A 17761-nucleotide genomic window follows, 5' to 3' on the forward strand; every position below is an offset into this window, starting at 1 on the left:
TTATCCATGCTGAAATTCACCGAAGAACACGAGTGGCTGAAGGTCGAAGGCGATGTCGCAATCGTGGGCATCACGGCCCACGCAGCCGAACAGCTCGGCGATCTCGTTTTCGTGGAATTGCCCGAGGTCGGTGCCAGCTTCTCCAAGGGAGCCGACGCGGCAACCGTCGAATCCGTTAAGGCAGCCTCCGAAGTCTATTGTCCGCTCGACGGGGAAATCACGGAAATCAACGAAGCCATCACTGCCGATCCGGCCCTCGTCAACTCCGACCCCATGGGTGCTGGCTGGTTCTTCAAGCTGAAGCTGAAGAACATCGGGGATCTCGATGGTCTTCTTGATGAATCCGGTTACAAGGAGCTGATCGGATAATGGCGACGCCTACGGAATTCACCTTCACCGATTACCAGCCATACGATTTCGCCAACCGCCGCCATATCGGCCCGTCTCCGTCGGAGATGGCCGATATGCTCAAGGTGATCGGCTATAAGAGTCTCGATGGCCTGATCGACGCAACGTTGCCGCCGGCGATCCGCCAGAAGGCGCCGCTCGCCTGGGGCGCAGCGATGACGGAGCGCGAGGCGCTCGACCGTCTGCGCGAGACCGCCAACAAGAACAAGGTTCTCGTTTCGCTCATCGGCCAGGGCTATTACGGCACGATCACGCCGCCGGTCATTCAGCGAAATATTCTGGAGAACCCGGCCTGGTATACCGCCTATACCCCGTACCAGCCCGAGATCAGCCAAGGCCGCCTCGAGGCGCTGCTGAACTATCAGACGATGATCAGCGACCTCACCGGTCTCGATGTCGCGAACGCCTCCTTGCTCGATGAAGCAACGGCTGCAGCCGAAGGCATGGCAATGGCAGAACGCGTCGCAAAATCGAAGGCAAAAGCCTTCTTCGTCGACGCCGAATGTCATCCGCAGACCATCGCGCTGATCAAGACCCGCGCCGAGCCGCTCGGCTGGACCGTCATCGTCGGCAATCCCTTCACCGATCTCGATCCGGTCGACGTCTTCGGCGCTATCTTCCAGTATCCGGGCACGCACGGCCACATCAACGATTTCAGCGGCCTGATCGCCCGCCTGCACCAGACCGGCGCCATCGCCATCATGGCGACCGATCTCCTGGCGCTGACCCTGCTGAAATCCCCCGGTGAAATGGGTGCGGATATCGCCATCGGCTCGTCGCAGCGCTTCGGCGTTCCGGTTGGCTATGGCGGCCCGCATGCCGCGTTTATGGCCGTCAAGGACGACCACAAGCGCTCCATGCCCGGTCGTCTCGTCGGCGTCTCGGTCGACGCACGCGGCAATCGCGCCTATCGCCTCTCGCTGCAGACCCGCGAGCAGCATATCCGCCGCGAAAAGGCGACGTCGAACATCTGCACCGCCCAGGTGCTCCTCGCCGTCATGGCCTCCATGTATGCGGTCTTCCATGGTCCGCAGGGCTTGAAGGCGATCGCACAGCAGGTCCACCAGAAGGCCGTGCTGTTGGCCAAGGGCCTGGAAAAGCTCGGCTATATCGTTGAGCCTGAAACCTTCTTCGACACGATCACCGTCGAGGTCGGCCACATGCAGGGTCTGATCCTGCGTGCAGCCGTCGCCGAAGGCGTCAACCTGCGCAAGGTTGGTGAAACCAAGATCGGCATCAGCCTGGACGAGCGCACGCGCCCGGCAACGGTGGAAGCCGTCTGGCGCGCTTTCGGCGGCGATTTCCGCATCGCCGATTTCGAGCCGTCCTATCGCCTGCCGAAGACTCTGCTGCGCACCAGCGAATACCTCACACATCCGATCTTCCACATGAACCGTGCCGAAAGCGAGATGACGCGTTACATTCGTCGTCTTTCGGACCGCGACCTGGCGCTCGACCGCTCGATGATCCCGCTCGGCTCCTGCACCATGAAGCTGAACGCGACGGCGGAAATGCTGCCGATCACCTGGCCGGAATTTTCGGATATCCACCCGTTCGTCCCGGCCGATCAGGCGCTCGGCTACCGCGAAATGATCGACGACCTCACTGACAAGCTCTGCGCCGTAACCGGCTATGACGCCTTCTCCATACAGCCGAATTCCGGCGCACAGGGTGAATATGCCGGCCTCCTCACCATCCGCAATTACCACATTGCCAATGGCCAAGGTCACCGCGACATCTGCCTCATCCCGACCTCCGCGCACGGCACCAACCCCGCCTCGGCACAGATGGCGGGCATGAAGGTCGTGGTCGTGAAAGTCAGCGACGATGGCGATATCGACATGGCCGATTTCCGCGCCAAAACCGAGCAATATGCCGACAGCCTCTCTTGCTGCATGATCACCTACCCTTCGACGCACGGCGTCTTCGAGGAGACGGTGAAGGAGATCTGTGATCTCGTGCACAAGCATGGCGGTCAGGTCTATCTCGACGGCGCCAACATGAACGCCATGGTCGGCCTCTCGCGTCCCGGCGATATCGGCTCCGATGTCAGCCATTTGAACCTGCACAAGACCTTCTGCATCCCGCATGGCGGCGGCGGTCCCGGCATGGGTCCGATCGGCGTCAAGGCGCATCTGGCGCCCCACCTGCCCGGCCATCCGGAAACGGACGGCCGCAGCGGAACGGTCTCGGCGGCAGCCTTTGGTTCGGCCTCCATCCTGCCGATCTCCTGGAGCTATTGCCTGATGATGGGCGGCGAAGGCCTGACGCAGGCGACGAAGGTGGCAATCCTCAACGCCAACTACATCGCTGCCCGGCTCAAGGGCGCCTATGACGTGCTCTACAAGTCCAAGGATGGGCGCGTGGCACACGAATGCATCATCGACACCCGCCCGCTGGCCGCAAGCGCCGGTGTGACGGTCGACGACGTTGCCAAGCGCCTGATCGATTGCGGCTTCCATGCCCCGACCATGAGCTGGCCTGTTGCGGGCACGCTGATGATCGAGCCGACCGAATCGGAAACCAAGGCAGAACTCGACCGCTTCTGCGAGGCGATGCTGGCCATCCGTGAGGAAGCCCGCGCCATTGAGGACGGGCGGATGGACAAGGCCAACAATCCGTTGAAGAACGCGCCGCACACGGTGGAAGACCTTGTCGGCGAATGGGATCGCCCCTATTCGCGCGAACAGGCCTGCTTCCCGCCCGGCGCGTTCCGCGTCGACAAATACTGGTCGCCGGTCAACCGCATCGACAATGTCTATGGCGACCGCAACCTGATCTGCACCTGCCCGCCGCTGGAATCCTACGCCGAGGCGGCAGAATAGGATTTTTGCAAAAAAGCGAAGCGGTTCAGTCGCTTCGCTGGAAACAGACATAAATCTATTGCGAAACTTGTCTATGAAAACGCCGCATGTCCGAAAGGATGCGCGGCGTTTTTGATGACGCCACGGTGGGACCTTGGAATTCAGATTTATGCCGGAACGATTCGACGTGGACAACCCCGACACCTACATCGCCGCCGCCTTCGAAACCGACGATCCGGCCTCGATCGCCAAGGCGCTGGGCGAAGTCGCGCGCACGCGTAACATGAGCAAGCTTGCCAAGGATGTCGGCATGAATCGCTCAGCGCTTTATCGCGCGCTCAGCGGCGACGGCAATCCCGAATTTGCAACGATCTTGAAAGTCGTCAAGGCGCTTGGCCTCAAGCTGACGCCCGTTTCGGCAGCTAACTGAAACTTTCAGCCGCTAGCCGATCGCCTCCTCAAGCAGAAGCAACACGAGAAAGCCCGCAAAGAACATAGCGGTCACCCAGGGGCGGTCGGGTGTTTCATGGGCTTCGACCAGCAACTCCTCGGTGACGAGATAGAGAAGCGCAATCAGCCCGAACGCGAAGAAGCCAGTCAGAATCGGGCCGGGCAACGAAGCGATCGGTGTTCCCAGCAAGGCGCCGATCGGCAGCAGCAGCGCAAGCGCTGCCGTCACCGCGACGATCTTCGTTCGAGAACGGACACTCTCGCCAAGTTCGTTCGCCACTGTCAAACCAAGGAATAGCACCTCGATCGTCAGGGCGATGGTCAGCAGCAAGCCGACTTTCGGCCCCGCTGCAAAACCGATGCCCAGCACGAGCCCGTCGATCAGGATGTCGATGCCGATGGCAGCCAGAAGACCGACCGGCCCCTTGGCCCAATTTTCCAATTGCTTGACCAGCAACATCACACCAACACCAATTGCGCCGCCGATCACCGTCGCCAGGGGATAACCGCGATGCATGACATCAGGCAGAATTTCTCCCGCGGCGGCGGCGAAGACGACACCCGCGGCAAAATGCTGGATCGCGCTGACAAGATTAGGCCCCGGCCGCGTATTCACCGCAACCACGGCACCCGCGATGGCTGCTGCCGCCGGGATCAATGTGTAAACCCATGCCGATGCCGCCATAAGATCCCCCCTTGCGCGCCCCGACCTCATCCGGCTCGAAGCCGCTGGTCAGCCGAGGGCGATGGAAGACCCTCAGCATCCATCGATCAAAGCACGAAATGCTGCAAGGTGAAATACAGGAGGTGTATTTAGGCGGGTTGCGCAGCCTGTCGTTGCGCCGCCAGTGCGGCGAGATCGGCAGGTTTCAATTCGACGGATTCGCCGCAGCCGCAGGCCGATGTCTGGTTCGGATTGGTGAAGATGAAGCCCGAGCGCAAGGTCGTCGTCTCGAAGCCCATTTCTGTGCCGAGCAAATAGAGGACGGCCGAGGGCTCAACCCAGACCTTTGCGCCATCGCGCTCGATCAGATCGTCCTTCGCATTCGGCTCGGTCACCAGATCGATGGTATATTCCATCCCGGCGCAGCCGCCCTTCTTGATGCCGACGCGAACGCCCTTGGCATCGGGACCGGAATTTTCGACGATCGCCTTGACGCGGGCAGCTGCCGCGTCCGTCATGCTCATGATTGCGAAGCCCATGGGCTCATTCTCCTTCCGCAACCGGGGTCAAGATCCGGCGCTTCGAGTCTCAATGTAAAGCCGGCGGCCTAAAGCTTCAATACCAACCGACGGCGACCTGCGCTTCTTCCGACATGCGATCCGGCGTCCACGGCGGATCGAATGTCATGCTGACATCGACACCGGAAACGCCTTCGACGGCGCCGACGGCATTTTCGACCCAGCCCGGCATTTCGCCGGCAACCGGGCAACCCGGTGCAGTCAGCGTCATGACGATCTTCACCATGCGGTCGTCTTCGATATCGATCTTGTAGACCAGGCCAAGTTCGAAGATATCAGCGGGAATTTCCGGATCGTAGACCGTTTTCAGCGCAGAGATGATGTCGTCGCTGAGGCGCGCCAGTTCATCTGCGGGGATGCTGGAATGCACGATCCCTTCGCGTACGTCGATCTTCTGTTCGCTTTCGTCGAGTGACATCGCTTGCCTCCTCAGGCAAAGAATTTCCGTGCATATTCCAGTGCATCGGCCAAGGCATCCACCTCGGCTCGCGTATTGTACATGCCGAACGATGCACGGCATGTGGAGGTGACGCCGAAGCGTTTCAAGAGCGGCTGGGCGCAATGCGTGCCGGCACGAACCGCCACACCCTGGCGATCGATCACCATCGAGACGTCGTGGGAGTGAATTCCCGCCAGCTCGAAGGAGAAGATGCCACCCTTGCCGGGCGCCGTGCCGATGACGCGCAGCGAATTAATATCCCGCAGCCGTTCCGCCGCATAGGCGGCAAGTTCGGCTTCGTGCCGAGCAATCGCTTCACGACCGATACTGTCCATATAATCAAGCGCATAGCCAAGACCGATCGCTTGAACGATCGGTGGCGTTCCCGCTTCGAAGCGGTGCGGCGGCTCGTTATAGGTGACATTTTCCTCGGTGACATCGAAGATCATCTCGCCGCCGCCCTGGAACGGTCGCATCTCGGCAAGCCGCTCCTTCTTGCCGTAGAGAACGCCGATGCCCGAGGGGCCATAGAGCTTATGGCCGGTCATGACATACCAGTCGCAATCGATATCCTGCACGTCGACGGGCATATGCACCGCGCCCTGCGAGCCATCGATCAGCACCGGGATGCCGCGCTCATGGGCGATGCGGCACACTTCCTTCACAGGAACGACAGTTCCAAGCGCATTTGACATATGCGTGATGGCGACGAGCTTCGTGCGCTCCGTCAGGCTCTTTTCGAAATCCTCGATATGGAACGCGCCCTCGTCGTCGACTGGCACCCAGACGAGCTTCGCGCCCTGACGCTCGCGAATGAAATGCCAGGGAACGATATTGGAGTGATGCTCCATGATGGAGACGACAATCTCGTCGCCCTCGCCGATCTTAGGCATGCCCCAGCCGTAGGCGACCGTGTTGATCGCCTCCGTCGAGTTCTTGGTGAAGACGATATCGTCGACCGACGGCGCATTCAGGAAGCGGCGCACCTTTTCGCGAGCCGCTTCATAGGCTTCCGTCGCAGCATTGGACAGAAAGTGCAGGCCGCGATGCACATTCGCATATTCGTTGGAATAGGCATGCGAGATAGCATCGATGACGACCTGCGGCTTCTGGGCGGAGGCGCCATTGTCGAGATAGACGAGCGGCTTGCCATGCACCGTCTTCGCCAGGATCGGAAAATCCCGGCGAATGGCTTCGACGTCATAGGCCGTTGCCGGCACGATCTTGTCCACGGGCTTTGCCTCCAATCAGGCGTGCTTTTCCAGCCAGGCCGAGATAACGCCTTCCAGCGCCTCTACCAGGGCTTCGTCTTCCAGTTCCTCAACGATCTCGGCCACGAAGGCATTGACGAGCATGGCCCGCGCCTTCTTCTCCGGAATGCCGCGCGCCATCAGATAGTAGAGATGGTTGCCGTCGATATCCGCGACAGTGGCACCATGGCCGCACTGAACGTCATCGGCGAAGATTTCAAGCTCCGGCTTCACCGAGAACTCGGCATCGTCGGACATCAGCAGCGTGTTGCAGGCCATCTTGGCATCGGTCTTCTGCGCATCCGGAGCAACCCGGATCATGCCCTGGAAGACGCCGCGAGCGCGGTCGAAGACCACATTGCGGATAACTTCGGTGGAACCTGTGTTCGGAACATCATGACCAAGCACCATCGTCACGTCGGTATGCGTATCGCCGCCGAGCAGGTTGATGCCGCGCAGCGTCAGATCGGCGCCCTCGCCCGCTACCTTGATATACAGTTCCTGGCGCACCAGCTTGCCGCCGGCGTTGATGACGAACAGCTTCAGCTTGGCATCTTCTCCGAGATCGATGCGGAGCTGGCCGAGATGGGTATCTTCACTGCCCTGCTCCTGCAGGATAATCCAGGTGATCTCGGACCCTTTGCCGATCTTGACTTCGCTCACCGAGGAAACCAGCGCGGCAGCGCCTTCGACCGCCTGATGACGCTCGATAAAGGTCGCCTTGACGTCGGCGCCGAATGTAACCGGCAGGCGGCTGTGGATCTGGCCGCCGGCATGGATGAACTGCACTTCCAGAGGCGCTTGGAGTTCGGTACCATCAGGAAAATCGATGACATAACCGTCACGCACGAAGCTCGCATTGATGCGCCCGATAGCGTCATCCTTGCCAAGCGCCTCGAGCCCGACAGCAGCCGTGCCGTTGATCAAGCTGTCGGCGTAGCGCGCAACGGTCAAATTCTTCACCGATGCCTTCTCGCTTGCTTTGCCCTGAAGGACGGCAATAACTGGCGATCCTTCAACCGTCGCCGGCAGTGCTTCCGCAAGACCCTTGCCGATGTCGCTCGGCACCAGACGCAGCAGGTTCTTGAAATCGGTATAATGCCAAGCCTCGACGCGACGCGTCGGCAGGCCGGCGGTCTTCAGCTCGTCGAGCAGGCGATCACGGACGGCGAAAACCTCGCCATCGCCAGGCAAGTCGCCCATCTGGTCGTTATACGCCTCGATCAGCGCCGTTTCGGCTGACGTCAGGCGGTTCGTCGTCTGAATGTTCATCGACGTGTCCTTTCCGCCTCGATCAGGCTGCAGCACCGATGATGTCGGCATAGCCGTTGGCTTCCAGCTCATGCGCCAGCGTCTTGTCGCCGGACTTGATCACCTGGCCCTTGTAGAGCACGTGAACGGTGTCCGGAACGATATAGTCTAGCAGGCGCTGATAGTGGGTGATGACGATCACGGCGCGGTCCGGAGAACGCAGCGCGTTGACACCATCGGCAACGATCTTCAGCGCATCGATATCGAGGCCGGAGTCTGTTTCGTCGAGCACGCAAAGCTGCGGCTCGAGCAGCGCCATCTGCAGGATTTCGGCGCGCTTCTTTTCACCACCGGAGAAGCCGACGTTGAGCGGGCGCTTCAGCATGTCCATGTTGATCTGCAGCTTGGCGGCAGCGTCCTTGACGCGGCGCAGGAAATCCGGCGTCGTCAGCTCGTCTTCACCGCGCGCCTTGCGCTGCTCGTTCAGCGCTACCTTCAGGAACTGCATGGTAGCAACGCCGGGGATTTCGACCGGATACTGGAACGCCAGGAAGATGCCCTTGGCAGCGCGCTCGGCAGCGTCGAGCTCCAGGATGCTCTCGCCATTATAGAGGATATCACCCTCGGTGACTTCATAATCCTCCCGGCCGGCGAGAATGTAGGAGAGCGTCGACTTGCCGGAGCCGTTCGGACCCATGATGGCAGCGACTTCGCCTGCCTTCACGGTCAGGTTCAGACCACGGATGATCTCGGTGCCGTCTTCGGCGATACGGGCGTGCAGGTTCTTGATTTCAAGCATTTTAGTATCCTATCGCAGGAATGAAGGTGCGGCGCGCACGGCGCGCCAAAGCTAATTCTGGTTCGGGCGCGTCAGCCAACACTGCCTTCGAGCGAGATGCCGATCAGCTTCTGCGCTTCGACGGCGAATTCCATCGGCAGCTCCTGCAGCACTTCCTTGACGAAGCCATTAACGATCAGTGCGATCGCCGCTTCGGTCGGGATACCGCGCTGCAGGCAGTAGAACAGCTGGTCTTCGGAAATCTTCGACGTCGTGGCCTCATGTTCGAACTGCGCCGTCGAGTTCTTCGCCTCGATGTAAGGCACCGTATGGGCGCCGCACTTGTCACCGATCAGCAGCGAGTCGCACTGCGTAAAGTTACGCGCGTTCGACGCCTTGCGGTGAGCCGAAACCTGACCGCGATAGGTGTTCTGCGAGACGCCGGCGGCGATGCCCTTCGAGACGATGCGGCTCGACGTGTTCTTGCCGAGGTGGATCATCTTGGTGCCGCTGTCGACCTGCTGATGGCCGTTCGAAACCGCGATCGAGTAGAACTCGCCACGGCTGTCGTCGCCGCGCAGGATGCAGGACGGATACTTCCAAGTGATGGCAGAGCCGGTCTCGACCTGCGTCCAGGAGATCTTGGAGCGATGACCGCGGCAATCGCCACGCTTGGTGACGAAGTTGTAGATGCCGCCCTTGCCGTTCTTGTCGCCCGGATACCAGTTCTGGACGGTCGAATACTTGATCTCGGCGTCATCGAGCGCAACGAGCTCGACGACGGCGGCATGCAGCTGGTTTTCGTCGCGCTGCGGTGCCGTGCAGCCTTCGAGATAGGAGACGTAGGCACCTTCTTCGGCGATGATCAGCGTGCGCTCGAACTGGCCGGTGTTCTTCTCGTTGATGCGGAAGTAGGTCGACAATTCCATCGGGCAACGAACGCCCTTCGGCACGAAGACGAAGGAGCCATCGGTGAAGACGGCCGAATTCAGCGTCGCATAGAAATTATCCGAGGTCGGCACGACGGAGCCCAGATACTTGCGCACCAGATCCGGATGCTCGCGAATGGCTTCCGAGATCGACATGAAGATCACGCCGGCCTTCTTCAGCTCTTCCTTGAAAGTAGTGACGACCGAAACGGAATCGAACACCGCATCGACGGCGATCTTCGGCTTCTCGACGCCGGCAAGAATCTCCTGCTCGCGCAGTGGAATGCCAAGCTTCTCATAGGTCTTCAGGAGTTCCGGGTCGACTTCGTCGAGCGACTTCGGGCCAGCGAACTTCTTCGGCGCGGCGTAGTAGTAGATGTCGTTGAAGTCGATCTTCGGATAGTCGACGCGCGCCCATGTCGGCTCTTCCAGCGTCAGCCAGCGGCGATAGGCTTCCAGACGCCATTCCAACATCCATTCCGGCTCTTGCTTCTTGGCGGAAATAAAACGGACAATGTCTTCGGACAGACCCTTGGGAGCCTTGTCCATTTCGATGATGGTCTCAAAACCATACTTGTATTGGTCCACGTCAATCAGGCGAACCTGATCGACCGTTTCCTGGACTGCAGGCATTTCGTTCTCCAATCTCGCCGGATCCAAGGTCCGGCAGCTTGTCAACGTTGCGGCAGACTTATGTCTGCCCCTTATGTAGTCGGCCAAAAGGGACTTTTCACCCCGCTTGGCAAGCGGAAATTTCGGTTTCCGCAAAATTGTGGCCGTCAGGCCGCCGCGCCCGCCAGCTTGCGCCTTCCCGCTATGCGGGCAAACGCGGCGATTGCGCGATCGATATCCGCTTCGGTTGTAGTCGACCCCAGCGAAATGCGGAGAGCCCCGAGTTTCGGGTTACATCCCATCGCCACGAGCACATGGCTCTCACCGACCTTGCCCGACGAGCAGGCTGAGCCGGCCGATATGGCAACCCCTTCAAGATCGAAGGCGATCTGCCCCGTTTCGGATTTCAGTCCCGGCAGCGTGAAGAAGCTGGTGTTCGGAACACGCGGGCCATCCTTTCCATGAATGATGACATCCGGCGCTGCAAGCTCCATGCCCGCCTCCAGCCGGCCGCGCAACGAAGCGATCGCAGCATTGCGAACCTCTAAATTTGCGGCAGCAGCCTCGGCTGCCGCACCGAAGCCGACGATGGCAAGCGTGTTTTCCGTACCCGAACGATGGCCCTTTTCCTGACCGCCGCCATGGATCAACGGCTTCGGCATCAGCACCTCGCCGCGCGAGACGAGCGCGCCGGCACCCTTGGGACCGCCGATCTTGTGGGAGGAGACGATCAGAAAATCCGCGCCGATCGCATTGATATCGATCGGAACGCGACCAGCCGCCTGAACGGCATCCACCACGAAAAGGCCGCCCGCGGCCTGAACGAGCTTGGCCGCTTCGCCGACAGGCTGGACAATTCCGGTCTCATTATTGGCGAGCATGATGGCAACCATCGGCAAGCCGCTCGCCTTGTCGTGGGCAGCGAGCGTGGCCTCCAGTGCAGCAAGATCGACCGTACCGCCCGATGTCACCGGTATTTCGCTGACATTATCCCTGGCAAATCGCCCGCCTTCGCGCACGGCCGGATGCTCGACAGCCGATATATAAAGGTGGCTGACGACAAGCGGCGTGCGCCCCATTCGGAATTCCGGCGTCAGCACCATATTGGCCGCTTCGGTGGCGCCGCTGGTGAAAACGACGTGGGCAGCTTCTGCGCCCGCAAGAGCCGCGACCTGCCGGCGTGCGGCCTCGACAGCTGCGCGCGCTGCCCTACCTTCACCGTGAACGGAATTGGGGTTGCCTTGAATATCCATAGCACGCAGCATGGCTTCGCGGGCCGCCGGATGGAGCGGCGCGGTAGCATTCCAGTCGAGATAGAGGCGTGTTGCAGCCATAATCTTCTTCCTGCGCGACTTTGCTTTGCTGCGACCGGCTCATTTTCCTTGAAATTTCAGCCGGGCATGCCTTATGACACGTTCCACAAACCGTTGCACAAACAACGCACGGACCACCGCATCAAGTTTCGAATTGTTCTAAACTGCGTTCTAGAAAAGATGAGCGCATTCGTCAAGTCAACTTGCTGCGTGCCGTATGGTTTGAACGCAGAAAAAGAAGAGCCGGAGTATCGATGCCCGAAGTAATTTTCAACGGCCCCGCGGGTCGCCTTGAAGGCCGCTATCAGCCCTCCAAGGAAAAGAGCGCCCCGATCGCGATTATCCTTCATCCTCATCCGCAGTTCGGCGGTACGATGAACAATCAGGTGGTCTACCAGCTCTTCTATATGTTCCAGAAGCGCGGCTTCACCACGCTCCGCTTCAATTTCCGCGGCATCGGCCGCAGCCAGGGCGAATTCGACCACGGCGCCGGCGAGCTTTCCGATGCTGCCTCTGCACTCGACTGGGTGCAGAGCCTTCATCCCGATTCGAAGAGCTGTTGGGTTGCCGGCTACTCCTTCGGCGCCTGGATCGGCATGCAGCTTCTGATGCGCCGTCCGGAAATCGAAGGCTTCATGTCGATCGCGCCGCAGCCGAATATCTACGACTTCTCCTTCCTGGCGCCCTGCCCCTCGTCCGGCCTGATCATCAACGGCGATGCAGATAAGGTTGCTCCGGAAAAGGACGTCAACGGCCTCGTCGAGAAGCTGAAGACCCAGAAGGGCATCCTGATCACGCACAAGGTGGTTCCGGGCGCCAACCACTTCTTCAACGGTCAGGTCGAAACGCTGCTCGGCGAATGTGAGGATTATCTCGATCGTCGCCTGAACGGCGAATTGGTGCCGGAACCGGCTGCCAAGCGCATTCGCTAAAAAGCAGCGCTCTCAGAGCGTTTCCGCCGTTCTTTAAAACACGGAAACGCTCAATCTTGCTGTTTTACACATTCCGGTCGAAAATCTGCTGCGCATTTTTGCCGGAACTGTTCCTAGCGTGACATCCTGAAGCAAAGGCCTGGAGTGCCGCTGACAACGATCGGCGCTTCGTATTGCATGCCGATTTTCTGGAGAACTCGCTGCGATGCGGCGTTTTCCGGATGTGTGAATGCGATGAATCGATCGGCAAAGCCGCGGCGGAAAAACCACTGCGCGAGGGCGCCGGCTATCTCCGTGGCGTAACCGCTGCCCCACGCGTCCTGCCGAAGCGAATAACCGAGTTCGAACTCGCCACGTCCCCTCTCTTGAAAGCGCGAAAAGCCGGCACGGCCGATAAAGCGTCCATCGTCGCGCCGCAGCATCTTATATTTGGTCACGCCATCGCGCGCATGTTCATCGAACCAGCTTTTCAGCCGTTCCTCGGCCTTCTCCAGGGTCCACGGTGCTGCACCTGAGAGATAGCGCGTCGTTTCGATCGTCGAATGCAATTGCCGAATCTCTTCGGCATCTCCTTTATCCCACATCGTCAGAACGAGGCGTGGGGTTTCGAGTATGATAGTATTACTCATCTGCCTGCCTGTTTTCGTGATGGATCTCCAGCCTGCCGTAACGTGTATGGCAGCGCCGATTGACAACCCGCCGGTGAGTGCTAACCGCTCAGCCTGATTTCAACAAGCCGATCAAGCGACAATGTCGCATGCGAAGGCCCGCCGAAGCGGGCCTTGCAGGTTATCGCTTGATATCATCCGTCAGTGACATGCCGGCAGACCGGGAGCGCCGCACTTCTTCTTTTCGGGAGGCTTCTGCGGCGGAGGCGGAGGTGGTCTCTTCACCTGCTGTTGCACGACCTTCGGCTGCGGTTGCGGCTTCGGCTGAGCCTGTGGCTTGGGTGCTGGCGCCCTCACCTGTGCCACCACGTGCGGCGCGGGTTTGGGTTGCGCAGGAGCCGGGTTGGCTTGCCGGGGCGGCGTGGCAGCGACATGCGGCTGACTGCTGACCCGAGGTGGATTGTTGGGGATGGCCTTGGGCTTCGCCGGAGTTCTGGCGGCAACAGCCGGCGCTGCCGGAGCATGCCCATTGGGTTTCGGTGCAGCGGCGACTGGATTCGGTTTGCCGCCCGGCATTGCTTGCGGTGCCGGGGTCTTGGCAATCTGGTTTTGCCCCTTCACGGCAGGCGCATTGCCAACGCCCAGCAGCGGTTGTCCCTTGGCACCGGGAAGCGCATGTGTATTGGCGTTCGGCGTAGCCTGAGGCTGTTGAGCCTGTTTCGTCTGCGCTGCGCCAGGATTGACCGGCAGCTTGCCCGTGGTTGGCAAAGGCTGACCATTCGCGCCGGGAAGCGTATGCGCATTGGTATTTGTACCTTGCTGGGCGGGTTGAGGGGCAACAGACGGATTATGCACCGCATTCGGCGCAGCTTGCGGCGATTGCCCCTGCTTCGTCTGAGCCGTTCCCTGATTGACGGGCAGCTTGCCACCAGCCGGCAGCGGCTGACCATTGGCGCCGGGAAGCACGTGGGCAGCGGCGTTTCCGCCTTGCGGCTGCGCCAACGGCGCCGCCGCCGGAGCAACCCCAGGCACCGTCTTAGCGGCCGCGGCGGGATTCTGCCTTTGTATAACTGCCGCCTTCTTCTGTACCGATGGCGGCAGGGCAACATGCAGTGCTGCAGCCCCTGCTCCGGCGATAACGGCTGCACCGGCGAGTTTCTGACCTGTCGTCAGCCCAGGTGCTACGGGTGCCGCCCCGTTCTCGTTGACCACAGTGTTGTTGATGACCGTCGTGTTGTTCACGACCGTATTGTGGATGTTGTTGAAGATAATGTTGTTTTCCGGCGGCGCGATATCGCGTGGCGGTTCGACCCATGTAGGGACCGGAACGAAGACCGGTGCCGGCAACACATAGAGGTCGACCGCGGGCTGCGGTGGCGCCAACTCGACGAAATCCTGTGGCGGCGGTGCCAGGAAGACGACGGGCGGCGGCGGCGCATAGCCGAAGTCTGCATCATCGAAATAAAGCACGGGACGGTCGATATAGACCACCTCGGGCGGTGGGGGCGGCGGCACGTCATACTCGATCACGGTGAAAGACGGCGGCGGCTCGAGCGCTGCCTCGAAATGCTCGAGACGGCGGCGGGCATCCCAGACGTGGGGACCGCGCGGATAACGCCTCAGATAAGACCAATAGGCTTCGGGCGTATCGGCAATCCAGGTCTCGCGCCAGGTGATGGCCTCGCGGCGGGCGGCGACAATGGCGCGGACACGCCTGACCATGGAATCGTTCGGATAGGCGGCGAGGAAATCCTCGTAGCCCTGCAGCGTGTCGCGATCGAGCGCCGCGAAATAGGCATCGCGTTCATCGAAATCGCGAATGGGCTTCGTCCGGTTTGCCACATCCTCGGTGCTCGACACCGCAGCGGCCGGCGCGTTCGGACTGCGATCGAAGAAGGTGAAGGAATTCTTGAATTTGGAGGCATCCCAGGAAATCTCGGCGCCCTTGGTGAGATCGCCGACACGCAGGCGCGTTCGATCGAAGACATCGTCAAGCGAAAGGCCGCCAACGCGGATCATCTCCGCCAGCGCATGCGCGTAAGAACCATAGGGACCGGCCTCTTGCGGTGCGACCGTGCCGGGCGCCGCATTGAAGGCAATTAGCTGATTGGCATCGGGATCGACCAGCGCCAGACCACCCGCCAGCGGCTGATTGGACTGCACGAACGGATTGGCTCTGGCCGCGTCGAGCACGACGATGCTGCCACGATTGTTGATGGCCGACAGCGATTTTGTGAAGTCGCTCACGCGGACGGCCTGGACGGGGACATCCGTGGCATTGGCGATCTGCGCATCGACAGGCACAAAATAATTGTCGCCCTGATATTGAACACCATAGCCCGCCAGATAGACGAAGACGACGGTGTTGGGGCCTGACGCGTTGGCTTTCGTCAGAAAGTCGCGCATGGCATCGCGCAAGCCATTCTGATCGAGATCGCGCGCGCCGATCACATCGAAGCCGGCAGCCTGCAGCGTTTGCGCGACCAGGCCGGCATCATTGGCCGGTGTCGGAAGCGCCCCCACCGTATAGGCGGCATTACCGACGACAAGCGCTATTCTCTTTTCAGGGGAACCCTGAGCTTCGGCCGGATTCGCAGCAGCAATACCGGCCAAAACCAACATCATGGCAAAAAATGCCCAGATCGTCTTTTTGGATGACAATCCCATCTTCGAAAGCAGAGGCGACATACCGGTTTCTTTCACGAAACATGAGGTGCGTACGGGATCAATAAGAAAATGCCTAGGATTCGATTCGGGCGAATGCGGGACTTATTCCAGGCAGATTCGCGGCCATGTTACGGTCTATTGACGTTCAGAAGTACTCGGTTACACACGCTGCCCACGCCGAAACTTGTCGTCTGTTCCAGCAAAATGATGACGCGCCGCCAAATCGGTGCTAAACGCGCCCAACGTCAAACAATAGCGACTTCGCCGCGCTTTCCAGCAATGCGACCTCGAGAGACCAAGATCATGGCTGAGTTCAAATCCGATTTCCTGCGCACCCTGCAAGAGCGCGGCTTCATTCATCAGATTTCCGATGAAGCCGGCCTCGACGACCTCTTCGCCAAGGAAACCGTGACGGCCTATATCGGCTTCGATCCGACTGCATCGAGCCTGCATGCGGGCTCGTTGATCCAGATCATGATGCTACACTGGATGCAGGCGACCGGCCATCGGCCCATTTCGCTGATGGGCGGCGGCACCGGCATGGTCGGCGATCCCTCCTTCAAGGAAGAGTCCCGCCAGCTCATGACGATCGACACGATCGAGAACAACATCGCTTCGATTAAGCGCTGCTTCTCGAACTACCTCACCTATGGCGAAGGCCCGAAGGATGCGTTGATGATCAACAACGCCGAGTGGCTGCGTTCGCTAAACTATCTCGAATTCCTGCGCGATGTCGGTCGGCACTTCTCGGTCAACCGCATGCTGTCCTTCGATAGCGTCAAGACGCGCCTGGATCGTGAGCAGTCGCTGTCGTTCCTCGAATTCAACTACATGATCCTGCAGGCCTACGACTTCGTCGAACTGGCAAAGCGTTACGATTGCCGCCTACAGATGGGCGGCTCGGATCAGTGGGGCAATATCGTCAACGGCATCGATCTCGGTCACCGCATGGGGACGAAACAGCTCTTTGCCCTCACCTCGCCGCTGCTGACAACGGCGTCCGGTGCCAAGATGGGCAAGTCTGCTACAGGCGCAGTGTGGCTAAATGCCGACCTGCTCTCGGCCTATGATTTCTGGCAATACTGGCGCAATACCGAGGATGCAGACGTTTCTCGCTTCCTGAAGCTCTATACGACGCTGCCGATGGATGAGATCGCTCGCCTCTCCGCGCTCGCTGGTTCAGAGATCAACGAGGTCAAGAAGATCCTTGCGACCGAAGTCACCGCAATCCTTCACGGCCGCGCGGCAGCCGAGCAGGCAGCCGAAACCGCACGCAAGACCTTCGAGGAAGGCGGGCTGTCGGAAAACCTGCCGTCGATCGATGTTCCGACATCGGAACTCGAAGCTGGCATCGGTCTGCTGGCGCTGATCGTGCGTGCCGGCCTTGCCGCCTCTAACGGCGAAGCTCGCCGCCATGTCCAGGGCGGCGCAGTGCGCATCAATGATCAGGCGGTCAGCGACGAGCGCAAGATCATCGGCAGCGGCGAAGTCACCGCCGATGGCGTCATAAAGCTGTCGCTCGGCAAGAAGAAGCATATCCTGATCCGCCCGGCCGCCTGAGCGTCCGAGGGCCACGAGAATGAACAAAGCCGGCGCCTTCGCGCCGGCTTTGTCATTTTTAGGCCGGCACGGATGCAAAGCACCATCAATGCTGACCGGATGTTTCTCTGTATCCCCATGTCGGATCGCGACCTGCCCATTCGTCCTCTGTTAAGGTTCCAACCCTGGAGGTGGATTATGGATGAATTGCCGGTAATCAAGATAAGGCGCAAGGGCCGAAGCTCTACCCAAAGCATGTTGATTCCCAGTGAGGAGATGGTTGCTCGCGCGCTCTGGGCAGCGCCTCCGGGCCAATTGTCCGATATTGCGGGAGTAAGACAGGCGCTTGCCAGGCAGTATAGCGCGGATGCCTGCTGCCCTGTCACCGTTCAACGACATCTGGTACAGCTCAGCCAGAGCGGCGCGGCCCCGTTTTGGCGCATCGTGGACCCTGATCGACCATTCGCCAAGCGCATGAGCGGTGGGCCGGAGCGTATACGCGAGCGATTGGCGGAAGAAAAATAATCAGCCCTGCCTCC

16 protein-coding genes are annotated in these 17761 nt (G+C 60.2%); 6 read left to right on the forward strand and 10 right to left on the reverse strand.

The window, feature by feature from the left end; genetic code table 11:
- The first annotated feature begins 6 nt into the window (after positions 1-6).
- The 3 genes from gcvH (at position 7) to AC13RE_RS02010 (ending at position 3642) form a co-directional block, all read left to right on the forward strand.
- Positions 7-369 (forward strand): glycine cleavage system protein GcvH, encoded by a 363-nt coding sequence (gcvH, locus tag AC13RE_RS02000; protein ID WP_132716735.1) that lies wholly within the window; start codon positions 7-9, stop codon positions 367-369.
- On the forward strand, positions 369-3233 hold the full coding sequence (gene gcvP / locus AC13RE_RS02005; protein ID WP_488561771.1) for an aminomethyl-transferring glycine dehydrogenase: 2865 nt from the start codon (positions 369-371) through the stop codon (positions 3231-3233). Before gcvH ends, gcvP begins: the two co-directional genes overlap by 1 nt.
- A 148-nt stretch (positions 3234-3381) precedes the next feature.
- A complete protein-coding gene (locus AC13RE_RS02010) occupies positions 3382-3642 on the forward strand; it encodes an addiction module antidote protein (RefSeq protein WP_132716737.1) in 261 nt (86 codons plus the stop codon).
- 12 nt (positions 3643-3654) lie between these two features.
- Here the strand turns inward: AC13RE_RS02010 and AC13RE_RS02015 are convergent, their stop codons facing one another.
- From AC13RE_RS02015 to AC13RE_RS02050, 8 genes are all read right to left on the reverse strand, one after another.
- A complete protein-coding gene (locus tag AC13RE_RS02015; RefSeq protein ID WP_488561772.1) occupies positions 3655-4347 on the reverse strand; it encodes a ZIP family metal transporter in 693 nt (230 codons plus the stop codon).
- Positions 4348-4475: 128 nt separating this feature from the next.
- Positions 4476-4865 (reverse strand): Fe-S cluster assembly scaffold SufA, encoded by a 390-nt coding sequence (gene sufA / locus AC13RE_RS02020; RefSeq protein WP_285202695.1) that lies wholly within the window; start codon positions 4863-4865, stop codon positions 4476-4478.
- A gap of 76 nt (positions 4866-4941) precedes the next feature.
- The gene (locus AC13RE_RS02025) at positions 4942-5322 is read right to left on the reverse strand and encodes an SUF system Fe-S cluster assembly protein (protein WP_015340010.1); all 381 of its coding nucleotides are present in this window, start codon (positions 5320-5322) and stop codon (positions 4942-4944) included.
- An 11-nt stretch (positions 5323-5333) separates the two neighbouring features.
- Complete coding sequence (locus AC13RE_RS02030) at positions 5334-6575, reverse strand: cysteine desulfurase (protein WP_488561773.1); 1242 nt, start codon at positions 6573-6575, stop codon at positions 5334-5336.
- 15 nt (positions 6576-6590) lie between these two features.
- Positions 6591-7865, reverse strand: a complete 1275-nt coding sequence (gene sufD / locus AC13RE_RS02035; protein ID WP_488483315.1) for a Fe-S cluster assembly protein SufD — start codon at positions 7863-7865, stop codon at positions 6591-6593.
- A 22-nt stretch (positions 7866-7887) separates the two neighbouring features.
- Positions 7888-8643, reverse strand: coding sequence for a Fe-S cluster assembly ATPase SufC (gene sufC, locus AC13RE_RS02040; RefSeq protein WP_092716448.1), 756 nt, complete (start codon positions 8641-8643; stop codon positions 7888-7890).
- A gap of 71 nt (positions 8644-8714) precedes the next feature.
- Positions 8715-10184, reverse strand: coding sequence for a Fe-S cluster assembly protein SufB (sufB, locus tag AC13RE_RS02045; RefSeq protein WP_015340014.1), 1470 nt, complete (start codon positions 10182-10184; stop codon positions 8715-8717).
- Positions 10185-10330: 146 nt separating this feature from the next.
- On the reverse strand, positions 10331-11497 hold the full coding sequence (locus AC13RE_RS02050; RefSeq protein ID WP_488561774.1) for a cysteine desulfurase family protein: 1167 nt from the start codon (positions 11495-11497) through the stop codon (positions 10331-10333).
- 233 nt (positions 11498-11730) lie between these two features.
- Between AC13RE_RS02050 and AC13RE_RS02055 the strand changes: the two genes are divergently transcribed.
- Entirely contained in the window at positions 11731-12408 is a 678-nt protein-coding gene (locus tag AC13RE_RS02055) for an alpha/beta hydrolase (protein ID WP_004108794.1), read from the forward strand.
- 113 nt (positions 12409-12521) lie between these two features.
- Here AC13RE_RS02055 and AC13RE_RS02060 read toward each other — a convergent pair whose 3' ends face one another.
- The gene (locus AC13RE_RS02060; RefSeq protein WP_488561775.1) at positions 12522-13037 is read right to left on the reverse strand and encodes a GNAT family N-acetyltransferase; all 516 of its coding nucleotides are present in this window, start codon (positions 13035-13037) and stop codon (positions 12522-12524) included.
- 180 nt (positions 13038-13217) lie between these two features.
- Positions 13218-15704 (reverse strand): caspase family protein, encoded by a 2487-nt coding sequence (locus tag AC13RE_RS02065; protein ID WP_488561776.1) that lies wholly within the window; start codon positions 15702-15704, stop codon positions 13218-13220.
- Between the two features lie 282 nt (positions 15705-15986).
- Between AC13RE_RS02065 and tyrS the strand changes: the two genes are divergently transcribed.
- On the forward strand, positions 15987-17243 hold the full coding sequence (gene tyrS, locus AC13RE_RS02070) for a tyrosine--tRNA ligase (protein ID WP_488561777.1): 1257 nt from the start codon (positions 15987-15989) through the stop codon (positions 17241-17243).
- 177 nt (positions 17244-17420) lie between these two features.
- On the forward strand, positions 17421-17747 hold the full coding sequence (locus AC13RE_RS02075; protein WP_488561778.1) for a hypothetical protein: 327 nt from the start codon (positions 17421-17423) through the stop codon (positions 17745-17747).
- The last annotated feature ends 14 nt before the right edge of the window (positions 17748-17761 follow it).

The organism is Martinezella sp. CNPSo 3959, from assembly GCF_057784355.1.

Excerpts from the sequence above, each read along its gene's own strand:
- AC13RE_RS02060 (WP_488561775.1), bottom strand. The coding sequence starts at position 13,037 with ATGAGTAATACTATCATACTCGAAACCCCACGCCTCGTTCTGACGATG.
- sufB (WP_015340014.1), bottom strand. The coding sequence starts at position 10,184 with ATGCCTGCAGTCCAGGAAACGGTCGATCAGGTTCGCCTGATTGACGTG.
- AC13RE_RS02075 (WP_488561778.1), top strand. The coding sequence starts at position 17,421 with ATGGATGAATTGCCGGTAATCAAGATAAGGCGCAAGGGCCGAAGCTCT.
- AC13RE_RS02010 (WP_132716737.1), top strand. The coding sequence starts at position 3,382 with ATGCCGGAACGATTCGACGTGGACAACCCCGACACCTACATCGCCGCC.
- sufD (WP_488483315.1), bottom strand. The coding sequence starts at position 7,865 with ATGAACATTCAGACGACGAACCGCCTGACGTCAGCCGAAACGGCGCTG.
- gcvP (WP_488561771.1), top strand. The coding sequence starts at position 369 with ATGGCGACGCCTACGGAATTCACCTTCACCGATTACCAGCCATACGAT.
- AC13RE_RS02015 (WP_488561772.1), bottom strand. The coding sequence starts at position 4,347 with ATGGCGGCATCGGCATGGGTTTACACATTGATCCCGGCGGCAGCAGCC.
- tyrS (WP_488561777.1), top strand. The coding sequence starts at position 15,987 with ATGGCTGAGTTCAAATCCGATTTCCTGCGCACCCTGCAAGAGCGCGGC.
- gcvH (WP_132716735.1), top strand. The coding sequence starts at position 7 with ATGCTGAAATTCACCGAAGAACACGAGTGGCTGAAGGTCGAAGGCGAT.
- sufC (WP_092716448.1), bottom strand. The coding sequence starts at position 8,643 with ATGCTTGAAATCAAGAACCTGCACGCCCGTATCGCCGAAGACGGCACC.
- AC13RE_RS02050 (WP_488561774.1), bottom strand. The coding sequence starts at position 11,497 with ATGGCTGCAACACGCCTCTATCTCGACTGGAATGCTACCGCGCCGCTC.
- sufA (WP_285202695.1), bottom strand. The coding sequence starts at position 4,865 with ATGGGCTTCGCAATCATGAGCATGACGGACGCGGCAGCTGCCCGCGTC.
- AC13RE_RS02025 (WP_015340010.1), bottom strand. The coding sequence starts at position 5,322 with ATGTCACTCGACGAAAGCGAACAGAAGATCGACGTACGCGAAGGGATC.
- AC13RE_RS02065 (WP_488561776.1), bottom strand. The coding sequence starts at position 15,704 with ATGTCGCCTCTGCTTTCGAAGATGGGATTGTCATCCAAAAAGACGATC.
- AC13RE_RS02055 (WP_004108794.1), top strand. The coding sequence starts at position 11,731 with ATGCCCGAAGTAATTTTCAACGGCCCCGCGGGTCGCCTTGAAGGCCGC.